The organism is Kribbella sp. NPDC048915 (genome assembly GCF_040649595.1).
Classification (GTDB): Bacteria; Actinomycetota; Actinomycetes; order Propionibacteriales; family Kribbellaceae; genus Kribbella.
The window spans coordinates 18,547-41,617 of the sequence record NZ_JBEZFT010000034.1 but is presented as its reverse complement, the minus strand read 5'-3'; the positions used below and the strand labels follow the sequence as shown (position 1 = coordinate 41,617).

The following is a 23,071-nucleotide window of genomic DNA, read 5'->3' as shown; positions in this document are numbered from 1 at the left end:
GGCCTAGGCTGATCGCCCGTGAAGGTCTTGGTGATCGGCTCGGGTGGCCGCGAACACGCTCTGACCTGGGCGCTGACCCAGGATCCGGAGGTCGAGCAGGTGGTGGCGGCACCGGGTAACCCTGGCATTGCCGCGTTGCGTCCGGCGTACGACGGGCAAACGGTCGTTTGCCGTTCGGTGGACGTTTCCGATCACGACGCCGTGGTCGCGCTGGCGCGGGAGCTGGACGTCGACCTGGTGGTCGTCGGACCGGAGGCGCCGCTGGTGGCCGGCCTGGCCGACCCGCTGCGCGACGCCGGGATCCCGGTGTTCGGCCCGTCCCGCGAGGCGGCGCAGCTCGAAGGCTCCAAGGCGTTCGCGAAGGACGTGATGGCCGCCGCGGGCGTGCCTACCGGGCGCGCGTACGTGTGTACGACGGCCGAGGAGGCGGCGACCGCGATCGATGCATTCGGTCCGCCGTACGTCGTGAAGGACGACGGGCTCGCCGCGGGCAAGGGTGTCGTGGTGACGTCGGACCGGGAGGCGGCGCTCGCGCACGCGGCCGAGTGCGACCAGGTACTGATCGAGGAGTTCCTCGACGGGCCCGAGGTCTCGCTGTTCGCGATCTCCGACGGCACGACGGTGCTCCCGATGCAGCCGGCACAGGACTTCAAGCGCCTCGGCGACAACGACGAGGGCCCGAACACCGGCGGGATGGGCGCCTACACGCCGCTGCCGTGGGCGCCGGACGATCTCGTCGACGAAATCATGGAGAAGGTGATCCAGCCGACCGTCGACGAACTGCGCCACCGTGGTACGCCGTTCGTCGGGCTGGTGTACGCCGGGCTCGCGCTGACGTCCCGCGGGGTCCGGGTGATCGAGTTCAACTGCCGTTTCGGCGACCCGGAGACGCAGTCGCTGCTGCCGATGCTGAAGACCCCGCTCGGCGGCCTGCTGTACGCCGCCGCGAACGGCAAGCTCGCCGATCACGGCGCACTCAGCTGGCGCAACGCCTCGGCTGTCACGGTCGTGGTGGCGGCGAAGAAGTACCCGGCGAACCCGCGCAAGGGCGATGTCATCACCGGCATCGAGCAGGCCGAGAACGACAAGGTTCGCGTCTTCCACGCCGGTACGGCGCTGGACGGCGACCAGCTGGTGACGGCCGGCGGGCGTGTCCTCGCGGTCAGCGCGGTCGGCAAGGACCTCGCCGAGGCCCGGCAGCGGGCGTATGCCGCCGTCAGCCAGATCCGTATCAAGGGCTCCCAGCACCGCACCGACATCGCCCTCAAAGCCGAACGCGGCGAGATCACCCTCTGAGCCCGACCGCACGCCTCTGGTTTGATGAGGGGGTGGTGCGGATATGGGGGACCGGGGTGGTTGTGCTGGTCGTCGGCGTGGTGCTGGCCGTGGTCAGCTGGTCGGGCGGGTCTCCGGTAGGCGCCGTACTGCAGTTGGCGCTGTTCGCCGTGCTGGCGGCGGTGTTCTCGCCGCTGGTGTTTCCGCGTTCGGTCACGGCCGCAGTGGCAGCGCGGGCGGGGAAACCGATCGTTTACTGGCGACCGGGGTGTCAGTTCTGCCTCCGGCTGCGGTTCGTGCTGTTCGGTACGGCGGGCCGGGCGTCCTGGGTGAACATCTGGGCCGATCCCGAGGCGGCGGCCGCCGTCCGGGCCGTTGCGGACGGGAACGAGACGGTGCCGACCGTGGTCATGGACGGTGAGAGTCGGGTCAACCCGGATCCGCACTGGGTCCGCGCTCGTTTGACCGGGCAGTCGAAATGAGTTGAAACTCGAGGGAACCGGACCGGCGGCTCAGGGGTGTAGTTGGGTATGGAGACGGACGGGCTGCGCGAGTTCTACAGCGCCCACCAGCCGCGGCTGGTGGGCGTCATCGCGCTGCTGACCGGGTCACGGGCCGAGGCCGAGGACATCGTCCAGGAGGCGTTCGTCCGGCTGGTGCCCCGCTGGGCGAAGGTCTCGCGGTACGAGGCTCCCGAGGCCTGGGTCCGGCTGGTCGCGGTGCGGCTGGCCGCCAACCGGCACCGCGACGGCAATCGGTTCGCGAAGCTGTTCCACCAGATGCCGGCCGGGCACGTCCCGGATCCGGCCGAAGGGTTTTCGGGTGACCTCGAGCGGGCCCTCGCCGGTCTGCCGATGCCGACCCGGCAGGTCGTCGTCCTCCATTACGTCTGTGACCTGAGCGTGGCTCAGGTGGCCGACACCCTCGGGATCGCGGAAGGCACGGTCAAGTCGCGCCTGTCCCGCGCCCGGGACGCCCTGTCCGAGTCAAAGCTGTTGAGGAGTGACGAGCATGCCTGATCTCGAGCACGATCTGCAGGAGGACCTGCGGGCGCTGGCCGACCGCCGGGCCGCCGAGGCAGGTGGAGACTTCGACTCCGTCCTGACCACTGCCCGGACCCGCAAGCGCCGCCGGACCGCTGGCCTGACCGTGATCGGTGCGGCCGCGGTGGTCGGCGCCGTCGCGGTCGTCCCCACGCTGCTGCCCGCCTCCGGCGACGCGCCGGCGGCCGGGAGCCCGGTGCCGACGAACGCGGTCGCGCCGCCGAAGGTCGAGGCGATCCCGACCGCGCAGGCGCTCCCGAAGGCAGGCGCGCTGGGGCTGACAGCGACGGTGACCAAGGCCGGCAGCCAGTTCGTTGCCACCTTCCCGGACAAGCAGGTCCGGGCGGCGACGTTCTCGCTGGCGTCGGCGTCCAAGCCGGACGTCGCGCTGTACACGCTGGTCGCGAAGATCCCCGGTGACCCCACCACGCCGTACGCGGTGCGGATGACCGGTGAGTTCGGCATGGAGGCACCGTCGTACAGCGGCCCGGGTCCGTACACGCTGGCCATGCCGAAGGGGCTGCCGAGCGGGTCGTACCGGGTGTGCACGCTGTCCGGTGCGCCGCTGTGCGGTCTGGTGACGGTCAAGTAACAGCCGTCTGGGAGAATGGGGCCCGTGACGAAGCCCCGGATCCCCAACGTTCTTGCCGCCCGCTACGCCAGTCGGTCGATGGCGGAGCTGTGGTCGCCGGAGCACAAGATCGTGCTCGAGCGGAAGCTCTGGGTCGCCGTGCTCGCGGCCCAGCGCCGGCTCGGGGTGGCGGTTCCGGACGGCGTCGTCGAGGACTACGAGCGAGTGATCGACCAGGTCGACCTGGCCTCGATCGCCGAGCGTGAGCGGGTCACGCGGCACGACGTGAAGGCGCGGATCGAGGAGTTCAGCGCGCTCGCCGGGCACGAACACATCCACAAGGGGATGACGAGTCGTGACCTGACCGAGAACGTGGAGCAGCTCCAGATCCGCGCCGGCCTGGAGCTGGTCCGCGACCGTGCGGTGGCCACCGCTGTCCGGCTCGGTCAGCTCGCGGCCGACCACGCGACGCTGGTGCTGACCGGCCGCTCGCACAACGTGGCGGCGCAGGCGACGACGCTCGGCAAGCGGTTCGCCTCGGCGGCCGACGAGTTGCTGGTCGCGGTCGCGCGGATCGAGGAGCTGATCGAGCGGTACCCGCTGCGCGGCATCAAGGGACCGGTCGGGACGTCGCAGGACATGCTGGACCTGTTCGGCGGCGATCCGGCCAAGCTGGAGGAGCTGGAGCGGGAGGTCGCGCAGCTCCTCGGGTTCACCCACACGCTGACCAGCGTCGGCCAGGTATACCCGCGGTCGCTCGACTACGAGGTCGTGTCCGCGCTGGTGCAGCTCGCCGCGGGCCCGTCCAGCCTGGCGACCACGATCCGGCTGATGGCCGGGCACGAGCTGGTCACCGAAGGCTTCAAGGAGGGCCAGGTCGGCTCGTCCGCGATGCCGCACAAGATGAACACCCGGTCCTGCGAGCGGGTGAACGGTCTCGCGGTGATCCTGCGCGGGTACGCGTCGATGGCCGGCGAGTTGGCCGGCAACCAGTGGAACGAGGGCGACGTCTTCTGTTCCGTCGTACGGCGGGTCGCGCTGCCGGACGCGTTCTTCGCGCTGGACGGACTGTTCGAGACGTTCCTGACCGTGCTGGACGAGTTCGGGGTGTACCCGGCCGTCGTGGCGCGCGAGCTCGAGCGGTACCTGCCGTTCCTGACCACCACCAAGGTGCTGATGGCCGCGGTCAAGAACGGCGTCGGCCGGGAGACCGCGCACGAGGTGATCAAGGAGCACGCGGTCGCCACCGCGCTCGACCTGCGCAAGGGGCTCGCGGCCAACGACCTGTTCCGCCGCCTCGGTGACGACGCGCGCCTCGGCCTGTCCGAGGACCAGATCGTCGGCATCGTCGGCGAGCCGCTGTCCTTCACCGGTGCGGCCGTCGCCCAGGTCGGTGCAGTCGTCGCCAAGATCGACGAGCTCGCCAAGCGGTACCCGGACGCGGCCGCCTACAGCCCGGCTGACATCCTCTGATCCGTGTTCGCACCACTGACCTGGGCCATTGTCGCGCTGTCGCTGGCCGCGGCGGTGTACTCCGTCGTCCTGGCCGCGCGGAACAAGCGGATCGACTGGACCGTGCTGGGCGTCCTCGGTGTCGTCGAGCTCGGGCTGATCGCGCAGCTCATCGTCGGAATCGTGCAGCTGTCCGGCACCGATCGGGACGTCTCGGGGCCGTTCTTCATCGGCTACCTGATCGGGGCGCTGATCGTGTTGCCGATCGGTGCGTTCTGGGCGCTGGCCGAAGCCAGCCGGTGGGGTGCCGGCGCGCTGGCGATCGCCTGCGTGGTGATTCCGATCCTCGAACTGCGGATGCACGACCTGTGGACGGTCTGAGATGACCGATCCCGCGGCCACGAAACACGGGCCCGGCCGGATCCTGATCGCGGTGTACGGCGTGTTCGCGCTGGCGGCGACCGCGCGCGCCGGCGTACAGATCGCGACGAAGTTCGACGAGGCGCCGATCGCATACCTGTTGTCGGCCGTTGCCGCGATCATCTACTGCGCGGCGACGTACGCGCTGGCGAGGGCGACGGTGCTGTCGCGGAAGGTCGCCACCGGCGCGATCGTGGTCGAGCTGGTCGGGGTGCTGGCGATCGGTGCGTTCAGTTACGCCGTACCGGAGGACTTTCCGGATGCGACTGTGTGGTCGCATTTCGGGCAGGGGTACGGCTTCGTGCCGCTGGCGCTTCCGGTGCTCGGTCTGCTCTGGTTGCGTCGCACGCGCTGATTCCCGCGGCGACTCCCAGGGAATTGCCAGCCGCGGGCCGGGGCGACTTCAGGTTGCCCGGACAGCATCGGTGGCATGCAGATTCCAGGTCAGCCACGGGTCGAGATCGTCGTACCCGTCAAGAACGAGGAGCGCGACCTCGGGCCGAACATCAAGCGACTGCGGGAGTTCCTCGACACCAGGTTCCCGTTCCCGGCCGAGGTTTGCATCGCCGACAACGGCAGTACGGACGCGACCTATGAGATCGGCGTACTGCTCGCGACGGAGCTGCCCGGCGTCCGGGTGGTCCGGATCGCCAAGGCTGGGCGCGGGCGGGCGCTGAAGCAGGTCTGGTGCGCGAGTACCGCCGACGTGCTCGCCTACATGGACGTCGACCTGTCGACAAACCTGAACGCCCTGCTGCCGTTGGTCGCACCATTGTTGGCCGGCCACAGTGACGTTGCCATCGGCACCCGATTGGCGAACAGCTCGCGGGTGGTTCGGCGACCGAAACGGGAGCTGATCTCGCGCTCGTACAACCTGTTGCTGCGCGCAACCTTGAGCACCCATTTCTCCGACGCGCAATGCGGTTTCAAGGCGATCCGGGGCGATGTGGCGCGGGAGCTGTTGCCGCTGGTGGAGGACACGAGCTGGTTCTTCGACACCGAGCTGCTGGTGCTTGCCGAACGGGCCGGGCTGCGGATCCACGAAGTCCCGGTGGACTGGGTCGACGACCTGGACTCGCGGGTCGCGATCGCGAAGACGGTCGGCGAGGACCTGCGCGGGATCGCGCGGTTGATGCGCAGCCGTACCGATCTCGAGCCGGTCCGGGCGAGGTACGGCCGGCCGCGCGTACTCGATCCGCGGACCGCTTTGGCTGCGCGAGTACTGCGGTTTTGTGCGGTGGGTGTGCTGAGTACAGCGGCGTACGCGCTGCTCTATCTCGTCCTCCGGCAGGGGATGCCGGCTCAGGTGGCGAACGTGCTCGCGTTGCTGGCGACCGCTGTCGGCAACACGGCGCTCAACCGGCGCGTCACGTTCGGAGTCCGCGGGGCCGAGGGTCGCTGGCGGCATCAGTTGCGCGGCCTGGCGACGTTCGGGATCGGCTGGAGCCTCACCGCGGCGTCGCTGTGGTTGCTGCACACCGCGCTCCTGGCTCCGCGCCAGGCCGTCGAGATCACCGTCCTCACCATCGCGAACCTGGCCGCCACGGTGGTCCGCTTCAGCCTCTTCTCCACCTGGGTCTTCGACGACGAGGCACCCACACTGCCTGCCTTCGAGCCCCCGGCGGCTCTCGACCAGCCGCGGAGCACTTGAGATGACGACCCTTTCCGATCCCCTCGACGCACCACGGTCGCACGCGCTCGCGACGACGTACACGTTCGGGCGGGACAAGATCCTGTACGTCGGCCTGCTCGCGCTGACCGCGATCGCGTACCTGTGGGGGCTGTCCAAGAACGGCTATGCGAATGAGTACTACGCGGCCGCCGTGCAGGCCGGATCGACGAGCTGGAAGGCCTGGTTCTTCGGGGCACTCGACTCGTCGAGCTTCATCACCGTCGACAAGACGCCCGCAGCGCTGTGGGTGATGGGTCTGTCCGGGCGCATCTTCGGCTTCAACAGCTGGAGCATGCTCGTCCCGGAGGCGCTGATGGGCGTCGCGAGCGTCGGATTCGTGTACGCCGCCGTACGGCGATGGTTCTCCGCGCATGCGGCGTTGCTGGCCGGAACGATTCTGGCGCTGACGCCGGTCGCCGTGCTGATGTTCCGCTTCAACAACCCGGATGCGTTGCTGATCCTGCTGCTCTGCGCAGGGGCGTGGGCGGTGACGCGGGCGATCGACTCTCCTGCCCGTGCGGCGCGGTGGATGCTGCTGGCCGGTGCGCTGGTCGGGTTCGGATTCCTGGCGAAGATGTTGCAGGCGTTCTTGGTGCTGCCCGCGTTCGGTCTGGCCTATCTGGTGGCCGGACAGGCGCGGCTCGGGAAGCGATTGGTGCATCTGGTGCTGGCGACGGTTTCGCTGGTGGTCAGTGCCGGGTGGTGGATCGCGATCGTCGAGCTGATGCCGGCGTCGGCGCGGCCGTACATCGGCGGGTCGTCGACGAACAGCATTCTCGAACTGACGTTGGGCTACAACGGCCTCGGACGGCTGAACGGCAACGAGACCGGATCGGTCGGCGGCGGTGTCGGCAATCCCGGGTGGGGCGGGGAGGCCGGATTGCAGCGGCTGTTCGGTGGCGAGTTCGCCGCGCAGATCACCTGGTTGTTGCCGGCTGCGCTGCTGAGTGTCGCCGTACTGGTCGCTTCTTCAGGTAGGGCGCCGCGGACCGATCGGCGGCGTGCGTTCGCGCTGTTGTGGGGTGGCTGGCTGGTGGTGACCGGGCTGGTGTTCAGCTACATGCAGGGGATCATCCACAGCTACTACATGGTGGCGCTGGCGCCGGCGATCGCTGCGGTTGTCGGTGCGGCGGTGTCGGTACTGTGGCCGCGACGCTCGGAGTGGTTGCCGCGGGCAACGCTTGCCGGCGGGGCGTTGCTCACGGCGGGATGGAGCTTCGCGTTACTTCGTCAGACGCCGGAATGGCAGCCGTGGTTGCGGTGGGTGGTTCTGTTCACCGGCATCGCCGCCGCAGGTGGGTTGATGGTGCTTCCCGACTTGGGATTGCGGCGTACGGCGGTTCGGCAGGCAGGGGTGGTTGTGGCGACCCTGCTTGCGGTCAGTGCGTTGGCCGGGCCAACGGCGTACTCGCTCTCGACCATCAGCGCGGCGCATGCGGGGGCGCTGCCGTCCGCCGGGCCGGTCGCTTCCGGTCGGCCCGGGATGGGCGGGCGGGTTGTGTTCGGCGACGATCGGAGTGGGCCTGCCGGGCAGCGCGGCTTCGCCGGTGGTGGTGCCGTTGGTGGTGGATTCCTTGGTGGTGGCGGGATCAGTGGCGTGTCGAGCGAACTGGTGGCGCTGCTGCAGGACGGGGCACAGGGGTACACCTGGGCCGCCGCGGCGGTCACCGCGAACGGCGCCGCACCGCTGCAGATCGCCTCTGGCGAACCGGTGATGGCGATCGGCGGCTTCAACGGTACGGATCCCGCACCGTCACTGGCCGAGTTCCAGCAGTTGGTTGCCCAGAACAAGATCCACTACTTCGTCGCCGACACCGGCGGCCGAATGATGGGCGGCCGCGGCGGAACCACCAACGAAATCACCACCTGGGTCACCGAAACCTTCCAGTCCCGAACCATCGGCAACACCACCATCTACGACCTCACCCAGCCAGGAGCCTGACATGACCACCCAGAACCCGAACCCGAACCCGGTGCCGAACCCGGACCCAGTGCCGAACGCGAACCAGTCGCCGACCGCGAACCCGGTGCCGACCGTGAGCCCTGCGCCGACCGCGGACCGAGTGCCGACCGCGAGCCCTGCGCCGACCGCGAACCAGCCGCCGATCCCGGCGCCGGGCTCTGCCACACCAACCTCGCCCGCAGCCGCCCAGCCCGCACCCACCCAACCACCCCACGAGGCGCCCGTGATCCTCACGGCTCCAGGCACGCCGCCGGTTGGGCAGCCGACCGGGGCAGGTACCCCCGCGGCATCGGCCCAGCAAGCTGGTGGGGTTCACGAGGAGGCGCCGGTGAGTGGTTCGCCTGCCGGGAGCGGGAGGCGGCCAAGCAACCTGATGCTTGCGGGAGCCGGGTCGGTGCTCGCGGTGCTCGCGTTTCTCGGTGGTATGGCGGTCGGGCATTCCTGGGACGGGACAGGCGACCAGCAAAGTCAGTTCGGCGGCCCGGGCGGCGGACTCCGTGGCGGCTTCCCCCAGGGCACCGGACCCGGCGCGAACCAGGGGTGGCAGGGCAACGACCCCAACCAAAACAGCCAGCCCGGCCAGGGAACCCAACCCAACCAGGGAGCCGACCCGAACCAGGGAGCCGACCCGAACCAGGGAGCCGACCCGAACCAGGGAACGGACCCTGGCCAGGGCACCGCTCCGAACCAAGGCAACCAAGGCCAGACGCGAACGAGTTGAACCTAGGGTCCTGAGTCGGCCGAGACGACTTTGTGCACCAGATCCGTACTTTTCGGCCGCCGGCATACGGATCTGGTGCACAAAGTGGTGAAGATGCCGGCCGCGGGGAGACGCGCGTGGCGTGGGTCGGGTCGCGGGTGCTGCCGGTGCGGGACGCGCGCGAGGCGTGGGTCGGGGCGACTTTGTGCACCGGATCCGTACTTTTGGGCCGCTGGCGTACGGATCTGGTGCACAAAGTGGTGAAGATGCCGGCCGCGGGGAGACGCGCGTGGTGTGGGTCGGGAGGCGGGTGCTGCCGGGGCGGGACGCGCGCGAGGTGTGGGTGGGGGCGACTTTGTGCACCGGATCCGTACTTTTGGGCCGCTGGCGTACGGATCTGGTGCACAAAGTGGGGAAGACGCGGGCAGGGGCGGGGCGCGATCGGCGTGGGTGGGACGCGAGCGGGACGTGGCTGGGCGCCGTGAGGCGGGGGTAGGGGTGTGGGGGTGTGGGCTGGACGGGTGTCAAGGGATTGGGCGGTTCGGGGTGGGGGTTGGCGGGGTAAGGGTGCGGGCGTGGAATGGTCGAATGTCACCTGGTTTCTGACCGCGCTCGGGGCGGTCGTCGTGTTGATCACGCGGGTGCGGCTCGGTGGGACTGTTGTCGACGGCACCGGTCATGGGGCCGGGCGGCACGGGTACTCCGCCATTTTGCTGCGCCTGCACACGGTCGTCGGTGTGCTCACGCTCATCGGCTGGATCGTTGCCCTGGCCACCGGTCGGCGGGAGATCGCGCTGATCATGCTGGCCGGTTGGTGGTTGCTGACCGTCGTCGGATTGTTGCTTCTGGCCCGCTGGTTGCCGAGCGGCGGCCGGCATTCGGAGGATGCGCAGAGTGACGCCTGGGGTTCCGGCGCGGGCCTGTCGGTCCTCGGCCACGTGGGAATGCTGGTCGGCGTCTGCTACTTCACCTTCGTGACCGTCACGGACCGTCTCTGAGTCCGGCGATCAGCGCGGTCACGGAGCGTCGTACGCCGGCCTCGAACGCTTCTGGTGAAAGCGTTGCCCCCACGCCGGCGACCCGGTCGTACAGCAACCCGTCGAGCATCGCGGCGACCGGCCACGCCGCGGTCTGCGGATCGGGTACGCCGAGACTGGCCAGCAACTGTCCCAGCATCAGCCGGAGCTGCCGGCCGCCTTCGTCGATCGCGGCGCGCAGTTCCGGCTGACGGCTCGCTTCGAGGGAGAGTTCGTACCGCGCGACCAGGTCGTCCGGCCGTTCCCGCGCAAGTCCGGCGGTCATCGCCACCATCAACTCGACCGGATCCACCGCCGCCGAACCGGACGCGTCGGAGCCAGGTCCGCCCGGCGGCATCCCGGCGACGTCCCGGGCGAGCATCCGGTTCACGCACGCGGTGAGCAGCGCGCTCCGCGTCCGAAGGTAGTACGACGTGGAGCCCGGCGGCAGCCCGGCCTCGGCGTCGACCGCGCGATGGGTGAGCCCGCGCAGCCCGCGGGTCGCGACCAGGTGGATCGCGGCGTCCGCGATCGCATCCTGCCGATCCACCCCGCGCGGCGCTTGCTTCGTCACGGCGCACAGTCTCGCACTTCCCAAGCAAACTCTACAGATGTAGAGTCGCAGGCATGGGTACGGCGATCGTGGTCGGAGCGGGGATCGGCGGGGTGACCGCTGGCGTGGCGCTGCAACGGTGCGGCTGGCAGGTCACCGTGCTGGAGCGCGCGGCGGAGCTGGGCGAGGTGGGAGCCGGCATCTCGGTCTGGCCGTCGGCGGTTGCCGTGCTCGAGGAGCTCGGCGTCAAGGGCGTCGAGAAGGTCTCGGTGCGGTCGAAGCCGGCTGGGATGCGCAGACCCGACGGCCGCTGGGTGGTCGGCGCGGCCGATCTCGGGTTCGAGCTGCCGGTGATGATCCACCGTGCGCAGTTGCACGACCTGATCACGGCCGAGTTCGGCCCGGCGGTGACGGTCCGCACCGGGTACGACGTACACGCGGTCAGGCAGACCGCCACCGACGTCACGGTCAACGGCGAACTGCGGGCCGACCTCCTGGTCGCCGCGGACGGGATCCGGAGCGCGGTCCGCACCGCGTTGTACCCGCAGTACGAGGGCCCGCGGTACTCCGGATTCACTGCCTACCGTGGGATCGCCGACCTGGAGCTCGACGACGGCGGCGGCGAAACTTGGGGCCGTGGGCAACTGTTCGGGTTCGCGCGGCTGATCGACGGGCGGTTCTACTGGTACGGCACCGCGAACCAGCCGGCCGGGACGACCAGCGAGCCGACCGTGTTCGAGAGCTGGCACGACCCGATCCCGCAGCTGATCAAGTCCACCGAGAAGGTGCTGCAGAACGACATCTGTGACCTGACGTTGCCGCTGATGCCGTTCAGACAGGGCCGGATCGCGCTGCTCGGCGACGCGGCCCACGCGATGACGCCGAACCTCGGGCGCGGCGCCTGCGCGGCGATCGAGGACGCGGGTGCGCTGCGACGGCACCTCAGCAGCGGCGCGGATCTGACCACTGGGCTTACGGCGTACGACGCGGAGCGGCGGCCCGCGACGACCAAGCTGGTGAAGCGCTCCAGGAGCCTCGGCCGCCTCGCCCAGACCGAGAACCCGGTGCTGTGCACGGTTCGCGACACCCTGTTCGCAGCCGGCGGCAAGCTCGCGGCGCTCAGGCGCCGCTCGTAGGCGGACGCCCACCACTCATCAACGTCCGCCGAACACGGACGTTCACGCTCAGCCGACCGCCGTACCGGCCCCGGGAGCGAGGTTGCTGAGTGGTGCACGTCCGCCCGGAGAGCGCGGATGGAAGAATCCCCCTGTGATCACACCTCCGCAGGCGCCTGAGATTCCTGGTGCGAAGCACCTCCACTCCGGCAAGGTCCGGGACCTGTACGAGCTGGAGTCCGGCGACCTTCTGATGGTCGCGAGCGACCGGATGAGCGCGTTCGACTGGATCCTCGAGACACCGATCCCCGACAAGGGCAAGGTGCTCACCGCGATGAGCCTGTGGTGGTTCGAGCAGCTCGACGTACCGAACCACGTCATCTCCACCGACGTGCCGGCCGAGGTCGCCGGGCGGGCCGTGGTGTGCGAGAGGCTCGCGATCTACCCGGTGGAGTGTGTGGCGCGCGGTTACCTGAGCGGCACCGGCCTGCTCGACTACAACGCGACCGGCGCGGTCTGCGGCATCCCGCTGCCCGAGGGCCTGGTCGAGGGTTCGCGCCTGGACACGCCGATCTTCACGCCGGCCACGAAGGCCGAGCTCGGCGAGCACGACGAGAACGTCTCGTACGACGCGGTGGTGGCAACCGTCGGCGCCGAAACGGCGGCCGTCCTGCGCGACACCACGTTGGAGATCTACACGACCGCGCGGGCGATGGCCGAGGAGCGCGGGATCATCCTGGCGGACACCAAGTTCGAGTTCGGCGCCCGCGCGGACGGGACGCTGGTGCTCGCCGACGAGGTGCTGACGCCGGACTCGAGCCGCTTCTGGCCGGCCGACCAGTGGGCTCCGGGCAAGCCGCAGCCGTCGTACGACAAGCAGATCGTGCGGGACTGGCTGCAGTTCGAGTCCGGCTGGGACCGGACGTCGGGCGAGGCGCCGCCGCCGCTGTCCGGCGAGGTCATCGAGAAGACCCGGTCGGCGTACATCGCGGCCTACGAGCAGCTGACCGGCCGGAAGTTCGACAGCTAGAAGAGACCGACACCGGCCGCGAGCAGCACGAACCGTCCGAGGCGGCCGGCCAGGACCGCGAGCGTGAAGACCACGGTCTTCATCCGCGAGGCGCCGCCGATCAGCGCCACGCCGTACAGCGGTGGGATGCCGACGAACGAGCTCAGCAAGGTGACCGGCATGCCCCAGCGGCTGTGGCTCATGGCGTCGAGGAGGCGCTTGCTGAGGTCCCGGTTCCACTGGACGAAGCGTCCCCAGCGGGTGTCCAGGTCGACCGGCTTGGGTTCCTTGGTCTTGCGGGCCGCGTAGCCGGGGCGGTACCGGACGGCGAGGAACATCGCGACCTTGCCGATGGTCTGTCCGACCGCGACACCGATCGCGGCGACCATCGGGTCCAGGGTGTTGGTGACCCCGACGCCGAGCACGTACGCCTCAGCGTTCAGGATCGGTACGACGGCGGACCCGATCCCGAAGCCCACCGCGAGTACCAGTTGCCACAGCCACATGACATCGAGGCTATGCGCGATCAGGGCCGTTGCCACGGAACCTAGCACCACTTCCGGGCCGGACCAGGGTCACACCAGGGGCTCACGCGGCCCGTCCCGGTGCGGCGGGCCGGCGGCCGTTGATGATCGCGAGCAGTCGCCAGGAGGACACGATCTTGATCACGCAGGCCGCGATCGCGACCGTGTAGGGCAGCCAGTGGGCGCCGGTCTGCCCGGCGACGACCAGTGAGACCACCACGGCGCCGGTGTTCATCGCCTTGGCCGGCTTCGACCAGTTCCACAGGTAGATCGGCCGGTCGACCTTGTAGAAGTAGTTCGGGCTGAGCACTGACGGCCAAAGCAGGAACGCGAACGTCAGCATCGTGTCCAGGACCCCGAACTGGACCAGATAGATCGCCAACGGGCCGATCGTGTCCGGGTAGGTCGCCATGAACGCGGCCGCCAGCAGGAACGAGCACGCCCGGTCGCAGACGATGTCGAACACCGCGCCGGACAGCGACTCCTCGCCGCGGCGCCGGGCCACCCAGCCGTCGAGGCTGTCGCCGAACCAGTACGCGAAGTACCCGATCACGAGCCAGGTCAGCTCGCCGGTCCGGAACGCGTACGTCGCGACCGACATCGCGACCACGGTCCGGATCAGCGTGACCCGGTTCGGTACGCCGAGGAGCAGCGCCGGCTGCACGGCCAGGGGCAACGCTGCCATCCGCCCCTCCGGCCTGCTCGCAGCCGCGGTCGGGGGCTGATCGACGGAAGGGTTCATCAGGCTGCCCTCAGATTCTCGGGATCGAGTGCATCCCGCAGTTGGTTGCGAAGCAGGTAACCGGCGGCAGTACCGCCGAGGTGACCGAGGACCCAGCCTGCGGCCGTCAGAATCGCTGCCAGCAGCAGCGTGCTCGGGGCGAACGACCCGACCTCGCCACCCGCGAGCCGGGCGACGCCGATGATGGTGCCGACCAGCAGTCCGCCGGACAGTGCGGGCGCGGCGACCACGGTCAGTTGGCGCCGGATGACGCGGCGCAGGAACGGCAGGTCCACACCCAGCGCGGTCAGGCTGGCGAGCTGACGCCGCTGATCGACCAGTTGGTCGGCCACGCCGACGATGAGCGCGGCCATGGCGGTGAGCACGACCAGCACGAGGCCGACGATCGTCAGACCGAATCCGGTGTTGTAGAAGAGGTCAGGTGCCGTCGTCTCGTCGGCGATCACCTGAGCGATCGCGCCGGCCAACGAGCCGACGAGGAACCCGCAACAGCCCAGCAGCATGCAGATCCGCGCCGTGGGACGTGAGTCGGTCGCCAGCCGGACACCGGTGAGCAGGTTCGCCGGATCACCGGAGCGCTGCAGCCGCCGCCCGAGCCACCGGATCCAGAACCCCGAGGAGCTCAGGAAGAGCAGCGCCAGCCCGGCGAGCACGACTGTGGCCGCCACGTACCCCAGGTACGGCGACGTGAGGAGCCCGAGCGCGATGAGAACCGGTCCAGCGATGATGCCGGTACGACGCTGCGTCGCGGACCGTGGCTGCCGGGATGTCGATCCGTCCCAATGCAGAACGAGTCCGAGCACCGCACCGGCGCCCGTCATCGCAGCCACCACCGGAACCCACAGCAGCGCGTCCGTCGGCTCCGCACCTGGCAGGACCTGCATCATCAGCGGCAACTGACCGAACAGCAGGCTGAGCACCAGGTAGACCGGTCCCGCGAGCAGGCCGCCCGCGAGACCGGCGATGGCAGCGTCGGTCACTGTCAGGCGGCGGAGCTGCTTTCGGGACGCACCGGCGAGCTGGAGCGCGGTCAGTCGCCGTTCGCGGGCCGCCGTACCCAGCCGCAACGCCTGGACCGCTAGGCCGCCAGTGAGAGCGGCCAGGATGAGCAGAATCGTGATCAGCCCGGCGCGGAGATCAGCCTCGGCGATGTAGTTGCTGTAGAGCTGGTTGTCCAGTTCGCCCGTGCCGAAGCGGGTATTGCGCAGTGCACCGAGGAGGAGCGCTCCACTCAGGGCGAGTGCGGCCGTGGCCAGCTGTACTCGGCTGCGGTCGGCCGGCGTCCTGGAGCGCGCCAGTTGCACCAGCGTCCCGAGCCTCATCAGAGGGCCACCTCGTGCTGGACCAGGCCGTCGCGCAGCCGGATCTCGCGGTCCGCCGCCGCTGCCACGAGGTTGTCGTGCGTGACCATCAGCAGCGCCGCGCCGCGGTAACGCGCCGCCTCCAGCAGTACGTCGAGCAGCTCCTGACCTGCTCGACTGTCCAAGCTGCCTGTCGGCTCGTCCGCGAGTACTACTGACGGGCCGGTGATCAGTGCGCGCGCTACCGCCGCACGTTGTGTCTGGCCACCGGACAACTCAGCGGGCACCGCGTCCGCGTCGTCAGCGATCCCCACTTGGTCCAACCACTGGAACGCAGCTTCACGGGCTTCGTCGCGCCCATGACCACCCAGTAGGAGTGGCAGCGCGACGTTGTCGATCAATGCCAGGTCGGGCACCAGTTGACCGAACTGCAGCACGATGCCGACCTTCGTACGGCGTAGCGCGGCACGGTGGTCTTCCGGCAGCGACGCCAGGTCCTGACCGTCCACATGCACCACGCCGGCGTCCGGAGTGAGGATGCCGGCCGCGCAGTGCAGCAGGGTGGACTTGCCGCAGCCGCTCGCGCCGGTGACCGCCACGACCTCCCCAGGCTCGAGCTGCAGGCTCACGCCGCGCAGTGCGGTGTTGCGGCGGTACGCGTACTCGACTTTGTTGAGTTCCAGAGCAGCGCTCATCGGTGAGCTCCCCTTTGCTCGGCGATGCGGTCAAGGGCGCTGTCCAGCCAGCGCAGGTCGGCGTCGAGGTGGGCCACGATGTACTCGCGGACCAGCGCGGACGTCGGGTCGTCGTCGGCGGGTGTTTCCCGCAGTTCGCGGATACGGCGCAGGTGGCTGGCACGCTGACGGGCGAGGAACCCTGCCGCGTCACGTCCGGTGCGAACGGCGGCCACAAGCTTGCGCAGTACCTCGTCGGCGCTGCCCCAGGCCGGCGGCACCGGGTCGTTGAGCCAGTCGGTCAGGTGGTCGCGGCCTTTGCTGGTCAGCGCGTACACGGTCCGGTCCGGGCCGCCGCCGGAGGTCTTGTCGACCACCTCGACCAGTCCGTCCCGCTCCAGTCGGGCCAGTGTTGTGTAGACCTGGCCGAACGCGAGCGGCTTGCTGTCCGGGAACCACGCGTCGTGACCACGCTTCACGTCGTACCCGTGCGCCGGGCCGGCGGAGAGCAGCCCGAGGACGAGTTCGGCAGTGGCCATGACCGGAACTATACACTGTGTGTATGTACTGAGTGAATAGTTGGCGAGTGGTCCGGGATGCGGCGATCCTGGCCGCGGTCGGTAGGATTCAGGCGTCACCCCGGAACGAACCTGGAGTAGTCAGTGGCTCGCGTTGTCGTCGACGTCATGCTCAAGCCCGAGATCCTCGACCCGCAGGGCAAGGCGGTGCACGGCGCATTCGGCCGGCTCGGCTTCGACGGCGTCGCGGATGTCCGGCAGGGAAAGCGCTTCGAGATCACCCTGGACGGTGAGGCGACCGAGGAGCGGGTCGCCGAGATCCGCAAGGCGGCCGACACACTGCTGGCCAACCCGGTGATCGAGGACTACACGCTGCACGTGGAGAACGAGCAGTGAAGATCGGCGTCGTCACCTTCCCGGGGTCGCTCGACGACGCCGACGCCCGGCGCGCGGCCGCGGTGGCCGGTGCCGAGGCGGTCGCGCTCTGGCACGGCGACGCGGACCTGCACGGGGTCGACGCGGTCGTCCTGCCCGGCGGGTTCTCGTACGGCGACTACCTGCGCGCCGGCGCCATCTCGCGGTTCGCGCCGGTGATGGAGACCATCATCAAGCGGGCCGGTGAAGGCCTGCCGGTGCTGGGCATCTGCAACGGCTTCCAGGTGCTGTGCGAGTCGCACCTGCTGCCCGGTGCCCTGATCAAGAACCGCCACCGCAAGTTCATCTGCAAGGACCAGGCGCTCCGGATCGAGAACAACCGCACCGCCTGGACCAGCGACTACGACGCCGATCACGAGATCACGATCGTGCTGAAGAACCAGGACGGTTCGTACGTCGCCGACGAGGAGACGCTGGACCGGCTGGAGGGTGAGGGGCGGGTGGTGGCCCGCTACCTCGGCAACCCCAACGGTTCGTACCGCGACATCGCCGGGATCACCAACGAGCGCGGCAACGTGGTCGGCCTGATGCCGCACCCGGAGCACGCCGTCGAGACACTCACCGGCCCGACCACGGACGGCCTGGGCTTCTTCACCTCGGTGCTGAAGGCCGTCGTCGCTTCCTGATGAGGTTCACCGGGCAGGTCCGCGCCGTCCTGCTCACGGCGGCGGCGGTCCTGCTCCTCGGCACCGGTACGGCGGCTGCTCAACCTACTCAACCTGCACAGCCGGCCGGCCTGGCGGCGAAGGTGGTGGTCATCGGTGTGCCCGGCCTGACCTGGTTCGACGTGCAGCAGTCGCCTGAGCTGACAGCGCTGGTCAATCAGTCGCATGTCGGCTCGATCTCGGTGAAGACGGCCGGGCCGCACACCTGTCCGATCGACGGCTGGCTGACGATCAGCGCCGGGACGCGCGCCTGGGGGAGCGTCGCCGACCAGCGCTGTGGTGACCTGCCCACGGTCACCGGCAACACGGTGGCAGGCTGGCAGACGTACGTCGACCGGCAGGCCGAACACCACACCGGGGCGCCGATCGGCCGTCTCGGTCAGACCGGCTACCCGATCTGCGGGTTCGGCCCGGGCGCCGCGGTCGCGCTGGCCCGGACCGACGGCACGGTCCGCAACTGGCAGCCGGAGTTCGACGCGGCCCGGCTGGCGAGTCCGGAGTGCGGCGACGCGGTCGTCGACGCCGGCGCGCTGCCGCCGCGTGAAGGGCGGGCCGAGGCCAGGCAGCGGGTCGCCCAGCTGGTGCAGCAGGCGCGTGCGGCCGGCGGCTGGGTGCTGCTGGTCGGCGTCAGTCAGGAGATTGCCAACGCGCATCCGCAAACGCTGGTCGCGATGCAGCTGCCGCCGGACAACGGGCCACGCTGGCTGACCAGTGACAGCACGCGCCGGCCCGGCCTCATTCAGCTCACCGACGTGACCGCGACGGTCCTCAAGGGCCGCGACCCGGCGGAGGTCGATCCAGCCGGCGCCGCGGAGGCAGGTCCGCTGGACGGTAATGAGATCCACTTCACCGGAGACATCCACACCGACGCGGCCGCGGTCATCGAGGACCGACTGGACACCAACGAACGGTTCGAGCAGCCACGGCCGGTGCTGTTCGCGGTCGCGCTGACGATCGTCGCGGCCGAGTTGCTCGCGCTGGCGTGGTTCTGGTTCCGGCGCTCGCCCGCGTCTCGCCGTACGTTCGTCTTCACGTTGCTGGTGCAGGGCGGGTTCTTCCTGGCGGTCTTCCTGTCCGCGCTGACCCTCTGGTGGCGCTGGCCGTCGCCTGGCTTCTCCTTGTACTGCGTGACGCTCGGGATCAGTGCACTGTCCGCCGTGGTCGCGCAGCTCGTTCTGAAGCGCTGGGCGTTCCTCGGACTAGCGCTGGCGGCGTACCTGATCCTGCTGGTCGACGGAGTGCTCGGTACGCCGATGCAGGTCGGCAGTATGTTCGCGGACGGCCCGGTCATCGGCGGGCGGTTCTACGGCTTCGGTAACTCCACTTTCGCGACGCTGGCGGTCGGGGCGCTCATTACTGCGGGCTGGGCGGCGCACAAGCTCATCGACAAGAGCAGAGTGCAGGCAGCGGCCGCAGTACTGGTCATTGGCGGCGCTGCGATCGTTGTGGATGGCACGCCGGGTTGGGGGACCGACTTCGGCGGCATTCTCGCGCTGACGCCGGCGGTACTGCTCATGGCGTGGCTGACGTGGCGCGGGAGCATTTCGCTGCGCGCACTGCTTGGTGTGGGAGGGGCCGGCGTACTGGCTGTCTCTCTGACCGCTTTCCTCGACTATCTGCGTCCGCCGGACCAGCGCAGCCATTTCGGTGCCTTCGTCGCCCGCCTGCTCGACGGTGACGTCGGCGACGTCCTGATCCGGAAGCTGGAGATGGCACTGCAGTTCTTCAGCGGACCGGGCGGCTGGTTGATGCTGATCGCCGTTGTCCTCGCCATGCTGGCCACGGTCCTTCCGCAGCGCGTGCCGTCGGCGTCGTACCGCGCCTTCTACGACAGCCTGCCGATGGTCCGTCCGGCGCTGCTGGCGATGTCCACCTGTGGCCTGATCGGCATGCTCCTCAACGACGCCGGCGTCACCCTCCCCGCAATCATGGTCGGTTTCGCGCTGCCGCTGCTGGTCGCGCATCTGACTGCCGAACCGGGTACGACGGACCGGGAACCGGGTAGCTTGCCGTCTGTGCAGGTGCACTGATGACGGAGCCCGAGTCCGACCGGACCGAAGACCGTGCGGTCACGCCGTCCACCATCGCGGGGGCGTACCAGCGCGGTGAGCTGACCCGCGCCCAGCCGGCGGCTGGTCAGGGCAGCGCTCCCCGCGGCCAGGGGCAGGGGCAGCGGCCAGAGCACCGTCAGCGCCCGCAACAGCACGTCGGTCCCAAGCACGGCATTGACCGTTGAGGTCTCATCGGAGTCGCTCGGCGCTCCTGGGGTAGGGCGGTCCTGCCCCAGGTTGTGGTCGCTGAGAGAATGAGCTTGCACGTTCGATCCAGGTGACACCAGTACAGGAGCCCAGGTGAGCCCCGAAACCACGTCGGCAGACACCGTCAGCCGTGCAGCCACCACGCCGGAGGTCGAGCAGCCGTGGGCTGAGCTCGGGCTGAAGCCGGACGAGTACGAGCGGATCCGGGACATCCTCGGACGCCGCCCGACCAGCTGCGAGCTGGCGATGTACTCGGTGATGTGGAGCGAGCACTGCTCGTACAAGTCGTCCAAGGTGCACCTGCGCAAGTTCGCCGAGATCCCGCAGGAGACCCCGGCCGGCAAGATGCTCGCCGGCATCGGTGAGAACGCCGGCGTCATTGACATCGGCGAGGGCTACGCGGTCACCTTCAAGGTCGAGTCGCACAACCACCCTTCGTACGTCGAGCCGTACCAGGGTGCGGCGACCGGCGTCGGCGGCATCGTCCGCGACATCCTCGCGATGGGCGCCCGCCCGGTCGCGGTGATGGATCCGCTGCGGTTCGGCCCGCTGGACGCCGAGGACACCAAGCGCGTGCTGCCCGGCGTGGTCTCCGGCATCGGCGGCTACGGCAACAGCCTCGGCCTGCCGAACGTCGGCGGTGAGGTCGTCTTCGACCCGACGTACGTCGGCAACCCGCTGGTGAATGCGCTCTGCGTCGGCGTGATGCGGCACGAGGACCTGCACCTGGCGAACGCCCGTGGTGTCGGCAACCAGATCATCCTGTACGGCGCGAAGACCGGCGGCGACGGGATCGGCGGCGTGTCCGTGCTGGCGTCGGAGACCTTCGCCGACGGCGGCCCGACGAAGCGGCCGGCCGTCCAGGTGGGCGACCCGTTCATGGAGAAGCTGCTGATCGAGTGCACCCTCGAGCTCTTCCAGGCGAACGTGGTCGAGGGTATCCAGGACCTCGGCGGTGCAGGGCTGTCCTGCGCCACGTCGGAGCTGGCCAGCGCGGGTGACGGCGGTATGCACGTCTGGCTCGACAAGGTGCCGCTGCGGGACGCGTCGCTCGCCCCGGAAGAGATCCTGATGAGCGAGTCGCAGGAACGCATGATGGCAGTCGTCACGCCGGACAACGTCGAGGCGTTCCTGAAGATCTGTGCGAAGTGGGACGTCCAGGCCGACGTCATCGGCGAGGTCACCGACACCGGGCGGCTGGAGATCGACTGGCACGGTGAGCGCGTGGTCGACGTCCCGCCGCGGACCGTCGCGCACGAGGGTCCGGTCTACGAGCGCCCGTACGCCCGGCCGGACTGGCAGGACGAGCTGCAGGCCGACGCGGCCGAGAAGTTGCCGCGGGCAAGCAATGGCGCGGAGCTGCGGGACACGCTGCTGCGGCTGGTCGCCTCGCCGAACCTGTGCGACAAGTCCTGGGTCACCGACCAGTACGACCGGTACGTGCTCGGCAACTCGGTGCTCGCGCAGCCCGAGGACAGCGGCATGATCCGCGTCGACGAGACCAGCGGCCTCGGTGTCGCGGTGTCGACCGACTGCAACGGCCGGTTCGCGAAGCTCGACCCGTACACCGGTGCGAAGCTCGCGCTCGCGGAGTCGTTCCGCAACGTTGCGACGACCGGCGCCCGGCCGATCGCGGTCACCGACTGCCTGAACTTCGGCTCGCCCGAGGATCCCGCGGTGATGTGGCAGTTCGCCGAGGCGATCCGTGGCCTGGTCGACGGCTGCAAGGAGCTCGGCATCCCGGTCACCGGCGGCAACGTGTCGTTCTACAACCAGACCGGTGAGACGCCGATCCTGCCGACGCCGGTGGTCGGCGTGCTCGGTGTCATCGACGACGTCACCCGCCGGACGCCGATCGGCTTCACGCCGGCGATGGAGGGCCACCAGCTGTACCTGCTCGGTGAGACCGCCGAGGAGCTGTCCGGCTCGGAGTGGGCGCACGTCGTCCACGGCCACCTCGGCGGCCGGCCGCCGGCGGTCGACCTGGCGATGGAGCAGCAGTTGGCCGACATCCTGATCAACGCGTCCCGCGACGGACTGATCGACGCGGCCCACGACGTCAGCGACGGCGGTGTCGCGCAGACGCTGGTCGAGTCCGCGCTGCGCGGCGGCGTCGGCGCGCGGGTGTGGGCGCCGGACGGGCTCGACCCGTTCCTGTTCCTGTTCGCGGAGTCGGCCGGTCGCGCGGTCGTCGCCGTACCGCGGACCGAGGAAGTGCGGTTCACCGACATGTGCACCGCGCGCCGCTTCCCGCACGTGAAGATCGGCGTGGTCACCGGGGACACCCTCGACGTCCAGGACCAGTTCGAGGTCCCGCTGACCGAACTGCGTGAGGCGTGGACGGCCACGCTGCCGGCGGCGCTCAGCTGAGTGCTGACGGCCGCGTGACCCGGGCGCGTTCGACGTGCCCGGGTCGTCCCGGCCGGCATTCCCGAGGCCTCAGCCGACCAGTGCGACGCGCTCAGTCGCCTCGCTGAGGACCTTGGTGAGTCCGGCCTTGTCCTGCGGACGGCCGCCGACGGTGAGCTCGATGTACGCGTGGCGGCCGCTCGTGAAGGTGTCGACGAAGCGGGTGGTCACCCACCGCTGACTGCGGGCACCGTCGCGGTAGGTGTAGGTGAGCTGCGTGTACGCGACTCGCGGGGCGGACCAGCCAACCTTGGACGGTGCGGTGCCGCTGGTGCGGCTCACCAGCTTGAAGCTGGCCACGCTGCGCAGCGCGTGGATGCGCTGGTCGGCGGCGCGGGTCGTGCTGACCTTGCCGCCGAGGCCGCCGTTGACGCGCAGCATCCAGGTGTTCGAGCTGTCGGTGAACTTCGCGTGTTCACGACTCAGTTGGGTGAACTTCCAGCCCTTCGGTGCGTACACCGCGACGGTGCAGTGGCTGCCGCGGCCCCAGCACTTGTAGCCGAACTGCAGGCCGGAAGCCTTCAGCGCGGGCTTGGCGGCCTTGGCCTGCACCGTCGCGACGGCTGTGGTGGTGGCGGCGGTCCGGGTCGGCGCGGCGTCGCTCGGCGCGATCCCGACGAGCAGCCCAGCGGCGGCGACGATCGCGGTGCCGGCCAGAACGCGAGCGGTGCGGGACTTCTTCATCGTGGTTTCTCCATCGTCAACAGGGGCTCCGTTCGGCCCGTCGAGATCAGAGATGACTCGGTGCGACAGCGA

Annotated in this window: 24 protein-coding genes; 17 read left to right on the top strand and 7 right to left on the bottom strand. The window is 69.6% G+C overall.

Going from position 1 to position 23,071, the window contains the following annotated elements; translation table 11 throughout:
• Positions 1–18: 18 nt before the first annotated feature.
• The 10 genes from purD (at position 19) to AB0B82_RS19035 (ending at position 10,094) form a co-directional block, all read left to right on the top strand.
• Positions 19–1,296, top strand: a complete 1,278-nt coding sequence (purD, locus tag AB0B82_RS19080) for a phosphoribosylamine--glycine ligase (RefSeq protein WP_360169696.1) — start codon at positions 19–21, stop codon at positions 1,294–1,296.
• Positions 1,297–1,352: 56 nt separating this feature from the next.
• On the top strand, positions 1,353–1,757 hold the full coding sequence (locus AB0B82_RS19075) for a glutaredoxin domain-containing protein (protein ID WP_360169693.1): 405 nt from the start codon (positions 1,353–1,355) through the stop codon (positions 1,755–1,757).
• Positions 1,758–1,805: 48 nt separating this feature from the next.
• Entirely contained in the window at positions 1,806–2,294 is a 489-nt protein-coding gene (locus AB0B82_RS19070; protein ID WP_360169690.1) for a SigE family RNA polymerase sigma factor, read from the top strand.
• A complete protein-coding gene (locus AB0B82_RS19065) occupies positions 2,287–2,910 on the top strand; it encodes a hypothetical protein (RefSeq protein WP_360169687.1) in 624 nt (207 codons plus the stop codon). Before AB0B82_RS19070 ends, AB0B82_RS19065 begins: the two co-directional genes overlap by 8 nt.
• Positions 2,911–2,925: 15 nt before the next feature.
• Complete coding sequence (purB, locus tag AB0B82_RS19060; RefSeq protein ID WP_360169684.1) at positions 2,926–4,362, top strand: adenylosuccinate lyase; 1,437 nt, start codon at positions 2,926–2,928, stop codon at positions 4,360–4,362.
• Between the two features lie 3 nt (positions 4,363–4,365).
• The gene (locus AB0B82_RS19055) at positions 4,366–4,722 is read left to right on the top strand and encodes a hypothetical protein (protein WP_360169681.1); all 357 of its coding nucleotides are present in this window, start codon (positions 4,366–4,368) and stop codon (positions 4,720–4,722) included.
• Between the two features lies 1 nt (position 4,723).
• The gene (locus tag AB0B82_RS19050; protein WP_360169678.1) at positions 4,724–5,116 is read left to right on the top strand and encodes a hypothetical protein; all 393 of its coding nucleotides are present in this window, start codon (positions 4,724–4,726) and stop codon (positions 5,114–5,116) included.
• Positions 5,117–5,191: 75 nt separating this feature from the next.
• Positions 5,192–6,412: a bifunctional glycosyltransferase family 2/GtrA family protein gene (locus AB0B82_RS19045; RefSeq protein WP_360169675.1), complete on the top strand. Its 1,221-nt coding sequence runs from the start codon at positions 5,192–5,194 to the stop codon at positions 6,410–6,412.
• A gap of 1 nt (position 6,413) precedes the next feature.
• Positions 6,414–8,375, top strand: a complete 1,962-nt coding sequence (locus AB0B82_RS19040; RefSeq protein ID WP_360169672.1) for a glycosyltransferase family 39 protein — start codon at positions 6,414–6,416, stop codon at positions 8,373–8,375.
• A gap of 1,296 nt (positions 8,376–9,671) precedes the next feature.
• Positions 9,672–10,094 (top strand): hypothetical protein, encoded by a 423-nt coding sequence (locus AB0B82_RS19035; protein ID WP_360169669.1) that lies wholly within the window; start codon positions 9,672–9,674, stop codon positions 10,092–10,094.
• Here the strand turns inward: AB0B82_RS19035 and AB0B82_RS19030 are convergent.
• Positions 10,078–10,686, bottom strand: coding sequence for a TetR family transcriptional regulator C-terminal domain-containing protein (locus tag AB0B82_RS19030; RefSeq protein ID WP_360169666.1), 609 nt, complete (start codon positions 10,684–10,686; stop codon positions 10,078–10,080). The two genes, AB0B82_RS19035 and AB0B82_RS19030, sit on opposite strands and share 17 nt — an antisense overlap.
• A 53-nt stretch (positions 10,687–10,739) precedes the next feature.
• On the opposite strand from AB0B82_RS19030, the gene AB0B82_RS19025 reads away from it, so the two are divergent.
• Together AB0B82_RS19025 and AB0B82_RS19020 are read left to right on the top strand one after the other, a co-directional pair.
• Entirely contained in the window at positions 10,740–11,801 is a 1,062-nt protein-coding gene (locus AB0B82_RS19025) for an FAD-dependent monooxygenase (protein ID WP_360169663.1), read from the top strand.
• A 133-nt stretch (positions 11,802–11,934) separates the two neighbouring features.
• Positions 11,935–12,810 carry a phosphoribosylaminoimidazolesuccinocarboxamide synthase gene (locus AB0B82_RS19020; RefSeq protein ID WP_360169660.1) on the top strand — a complete coding sequence of 292 codons (876 nt, stop codon included), beginning with the start codon at positions 11,935–11,937 and terminating at the stop codon, positions 12,808–12,810.
• Here the strand turns inward: AB0B82_RS19020 and AB0B82_RS19015 are convergent.
• The 5 genes from AB0B82_RS19015 to AB0B82_RS18995 form a co-directional block, all read right to left on the bottom strand.
• Complete coding sequence (locus AB0B82_RS19015; RefSeq protein ID WP_360169657.1) at positions 12,807–13,295, bottom strand: hypothetical protein; 489 nt, start codon at positions 13,293–13,295, stop codon at positions 12,807–12,809. The two genes, AB0B82_RS19020 and AB0B82_RS19015, sit on opposite strands and share 4 nt — an antisense overlap.
• A gap of 82 nt (positions 13,296–13,377) precedes the next feature.
• Positions 13,378–13,998: a CDP-alcohol phosphatidyltransferase family protein gene (locus tag AB0B82_RS19010; RefSeq protein ID WP_360169654.1), complete on the bottom strand. Its 621-nt coding sequence runs from the start codon at positions 13,996–13,998 to the stop codon at positions 13,378–13,380.
• A gap of 56 nt (positions 13,999–14,054) precedes the next feature.
• The gene (locus AB0B82_RS19005; protein ID WP_360169651.1) at positions 14,055–15,377 is read right to left on the bottom strand and encodes an FtsX-like permease family protein; all 1,323 of its coding nucleotides are present in this window, start codon (positions 15,375–15,377) and stop codon (positions 14,055–14,057) included.
• Positions 15,377–16,051, bottom strand: coding sequence for an ABC transporter ATP-binding protein (locus tag AB0B82_RS19000; RefSeq protein ID WP_360169648.1), 675 nt, complete (start codon positions 16,049–16,051; stop codon positions 15,377–15,379). The genes AB0B82_RS19005 and AB0B82_RS19000 overlap by 1 nt, the downstream gene beginning before the upstream one ends.
• The gene (locus AB0B82_RS18995; RefSeq protein WP_360169645.1) at positions 16,048–16,569 is read right to left on the bottom strand and encodes a PadR family transcriptional regulator; all 522 of its coding nucleotides are present in this window, start codon (positions 16,567–16,569) and stop codon (positions 16,048–16,050) included. The genes AB0B82_RS19000 and AB0B82_RS18995 overlap by 4 nt, the downstream gene beginning before the upstream one ends.
• A gap of 123 nt (positions 16,570–16,692) precedes the next feature.
• On the opposite strand from AB0B82_RS18995, the gene purS reads away from it, so the two are divergent.
• The 5 genes from purS to purL all read left to right on the top strand — a co-directional run bounded on the left by purS (position 16,693) and on the right by purL (position 22,276).
• On the top strand, positions 16,693–16,944 hold the full coding sequence (gene purS / locus AB0B82_RS18990) for a phosphoribosylformylglycinamidine synthase subunit PurS (protein ID WP_360169642.1): 252 nt from the start codon (positions 16,693–16,695) through the stop codon (positions 16,942–16,944).
• A complete protein-coding gene (gene purQ, locus AB0B82_RS18985; RefSeq protein ID WP_360169639.1) occupies positions 16,941–17,609 on the top strand; it encodes a phosphoribosylformylglycinamidine synthase subunit PurQ in 669 nt (222 codons plus the stop codon). Before purS ends, purQ begins: the two co-directional genes overlap by 4 nt.
• Positions 17,609–19,678: a hypothetical protein gene (locus AB0B82_RS18980; RefSeq protein WP_360169636.1), complete on the top strand. Its 2,070-nt coding sequence runs from the start codon at positions 17,609–17,611 to the stop codon at positions 19,676–19,678. Before purQ ends, AB0B82_RS18980 begins: the two co-directional genes overlap by 1 nt.
• Positions 19,678–19,884 carry a hypothetical protein gene (locus AB0B82_RS18975; protein WP_360169633.1) on the top strand — a complete coding sequence of 69 codons (207 nt, stop codon included), beginning with the start codon at positions 19,678–19,680 and terminating at the stop codon, positions 19,882–19,884. Before AB0B82_RS18980 ends, AB0B82_RS18975 begins: the two co-directional genes overlap by 1 nt.
• Before the next feature lie 115 nt (positions 19,885–19,999).
• Positions 20,000–22,276, top strand: coding sequence for a phosphoribosylformylglycinamidine synthase subunit PurL (purL, locus tag AB0B82_RS18970; protein ID WP_360169630.1), 2,277 nt, complete (start codon positions 20,000–20,002; stop codon positions 22,274–22,276).
• A gap of 69 nt (positions 22,277–22,345) precedes the next feature.
• On the opposite strand, the gene AB0B82_RS18965 is transcribed toward purL, so the two are convergent.
• Positions 22,346–22,999 (bottom strand): hypothetical protein, encoded by a 654-nt coding sequence (locus AB0B82_RS18965; protein ID WP_360169627.1) that lies wholly within the window; start codon positions 22,997–22,999, stop codon positions 22,346–22,348.
• Between the last annotated feature and the right edge of the window lie 72 nt (positions 23,000–23,071).

Coding starts and splice junctions, on each gene's coding strand:
- AB0B82_RS19070 (WP_360169690.1), top strand. CDS start 1,806: ATGGAGACGGACGGGCTGCGCGAGTTCTACAGCGCCCACCAGCCGCGG.
- AB0B82_RS19065 (WP_360169687.1), top strand. CDS start 2,287: ATGCCTGATCTCGAGCACGATCTGCAGGAGGACCTGCGGGCGCTGGCC.
- purB (WP_360169684.1), top strand. CDS start 2,926: ATGGGGCCCGTGACGAAGCCCCGGATCCCCAACGTTCTTGCCGCCCGC.
- AB0B82_RS19050 (WP_360169678.1), top strand. CDS start 4,724: ATGACCGATCCCGCGGCCACGAAACACGGGCCCGGCCGGATCCTGATC.
- AB0B82_RS19045 (WP_360169675.1), top strand. CDS start 5,192: ATGCAGATTCCAGGTCAGCCACGGGTCGAGATCGTCGTACCCGTCAAG.
- AB0B82_RS19040 (WP_360169672.1), top strand. CDS start 6,414: ATGACGACCCTTTCCGATCCCCTCGACGCACCACGGTCGCACGCGCTC.
- AB0B82_RS19025 (WP_360169663.1), top strand. CDS start 10,740: ATGGGTACGGCGATCGTGGTCGGAGCGGGGATCGGCGGGGTGACCGCT.
- AB0B82_RS19015 (WP_360169657.1), bottom strand. CDS start 13,295: ATGTGGCTGTGGCAACTGGTACTCGCGGTGGGCTTCGGGATCGGGTCC.
- AB0B82_RS19010 (WP_360169654.1), bottom strand. CDS start 13,998: ATGGCAGCGTTGCCCCTGGCCGTGCAGCCGGCGCTGCTCCTCGGCGTA.
- AB0B82_RS19005 (WP_360169651.1), bottom strand. CDS start 15,377: ATGAGGCTCGGGACGCTGGTGCAACTGGCGCGCTCCAGGACGCCGGCC.
- AB0B82_RS19000 (WP_360169648.1), bottom strand. CDS start 16,051: ATGAGCGCTGCTCTGGAACTCAACAAAGTCGAGTACGCGTACCGCCGC.
- AB0B82_RS18995 (WP_360169645.1), bottom strand. CDS start 16,569: ATGGCCACTGCCGAACTCGTCCTCGGGCTGCTCTCCGCCGGCCCGGCG.
- AB0B82_RS18980 (WP_360169636.1), top strand. CDS start 17,609: ATGAGGTTCACCGGGCAGGTCCGCGCCGTCCTGCTCACGGCGGCGGCG.
- AB0B82_RS18975 (WP_360169633.1), top strand. CDS start 19,678: ATGACGGAGCCCGAGTCCGACCGGACCGAAGACCGTGCGGTCACGCCG.
- AB0B82_RS18965 (WP_360169627.1), bottom strand. CDS start 22,999: ATGAAGAAGTCCCGCACCGCTCGCGTTCTGGCCGGCACCGCGATCGTC.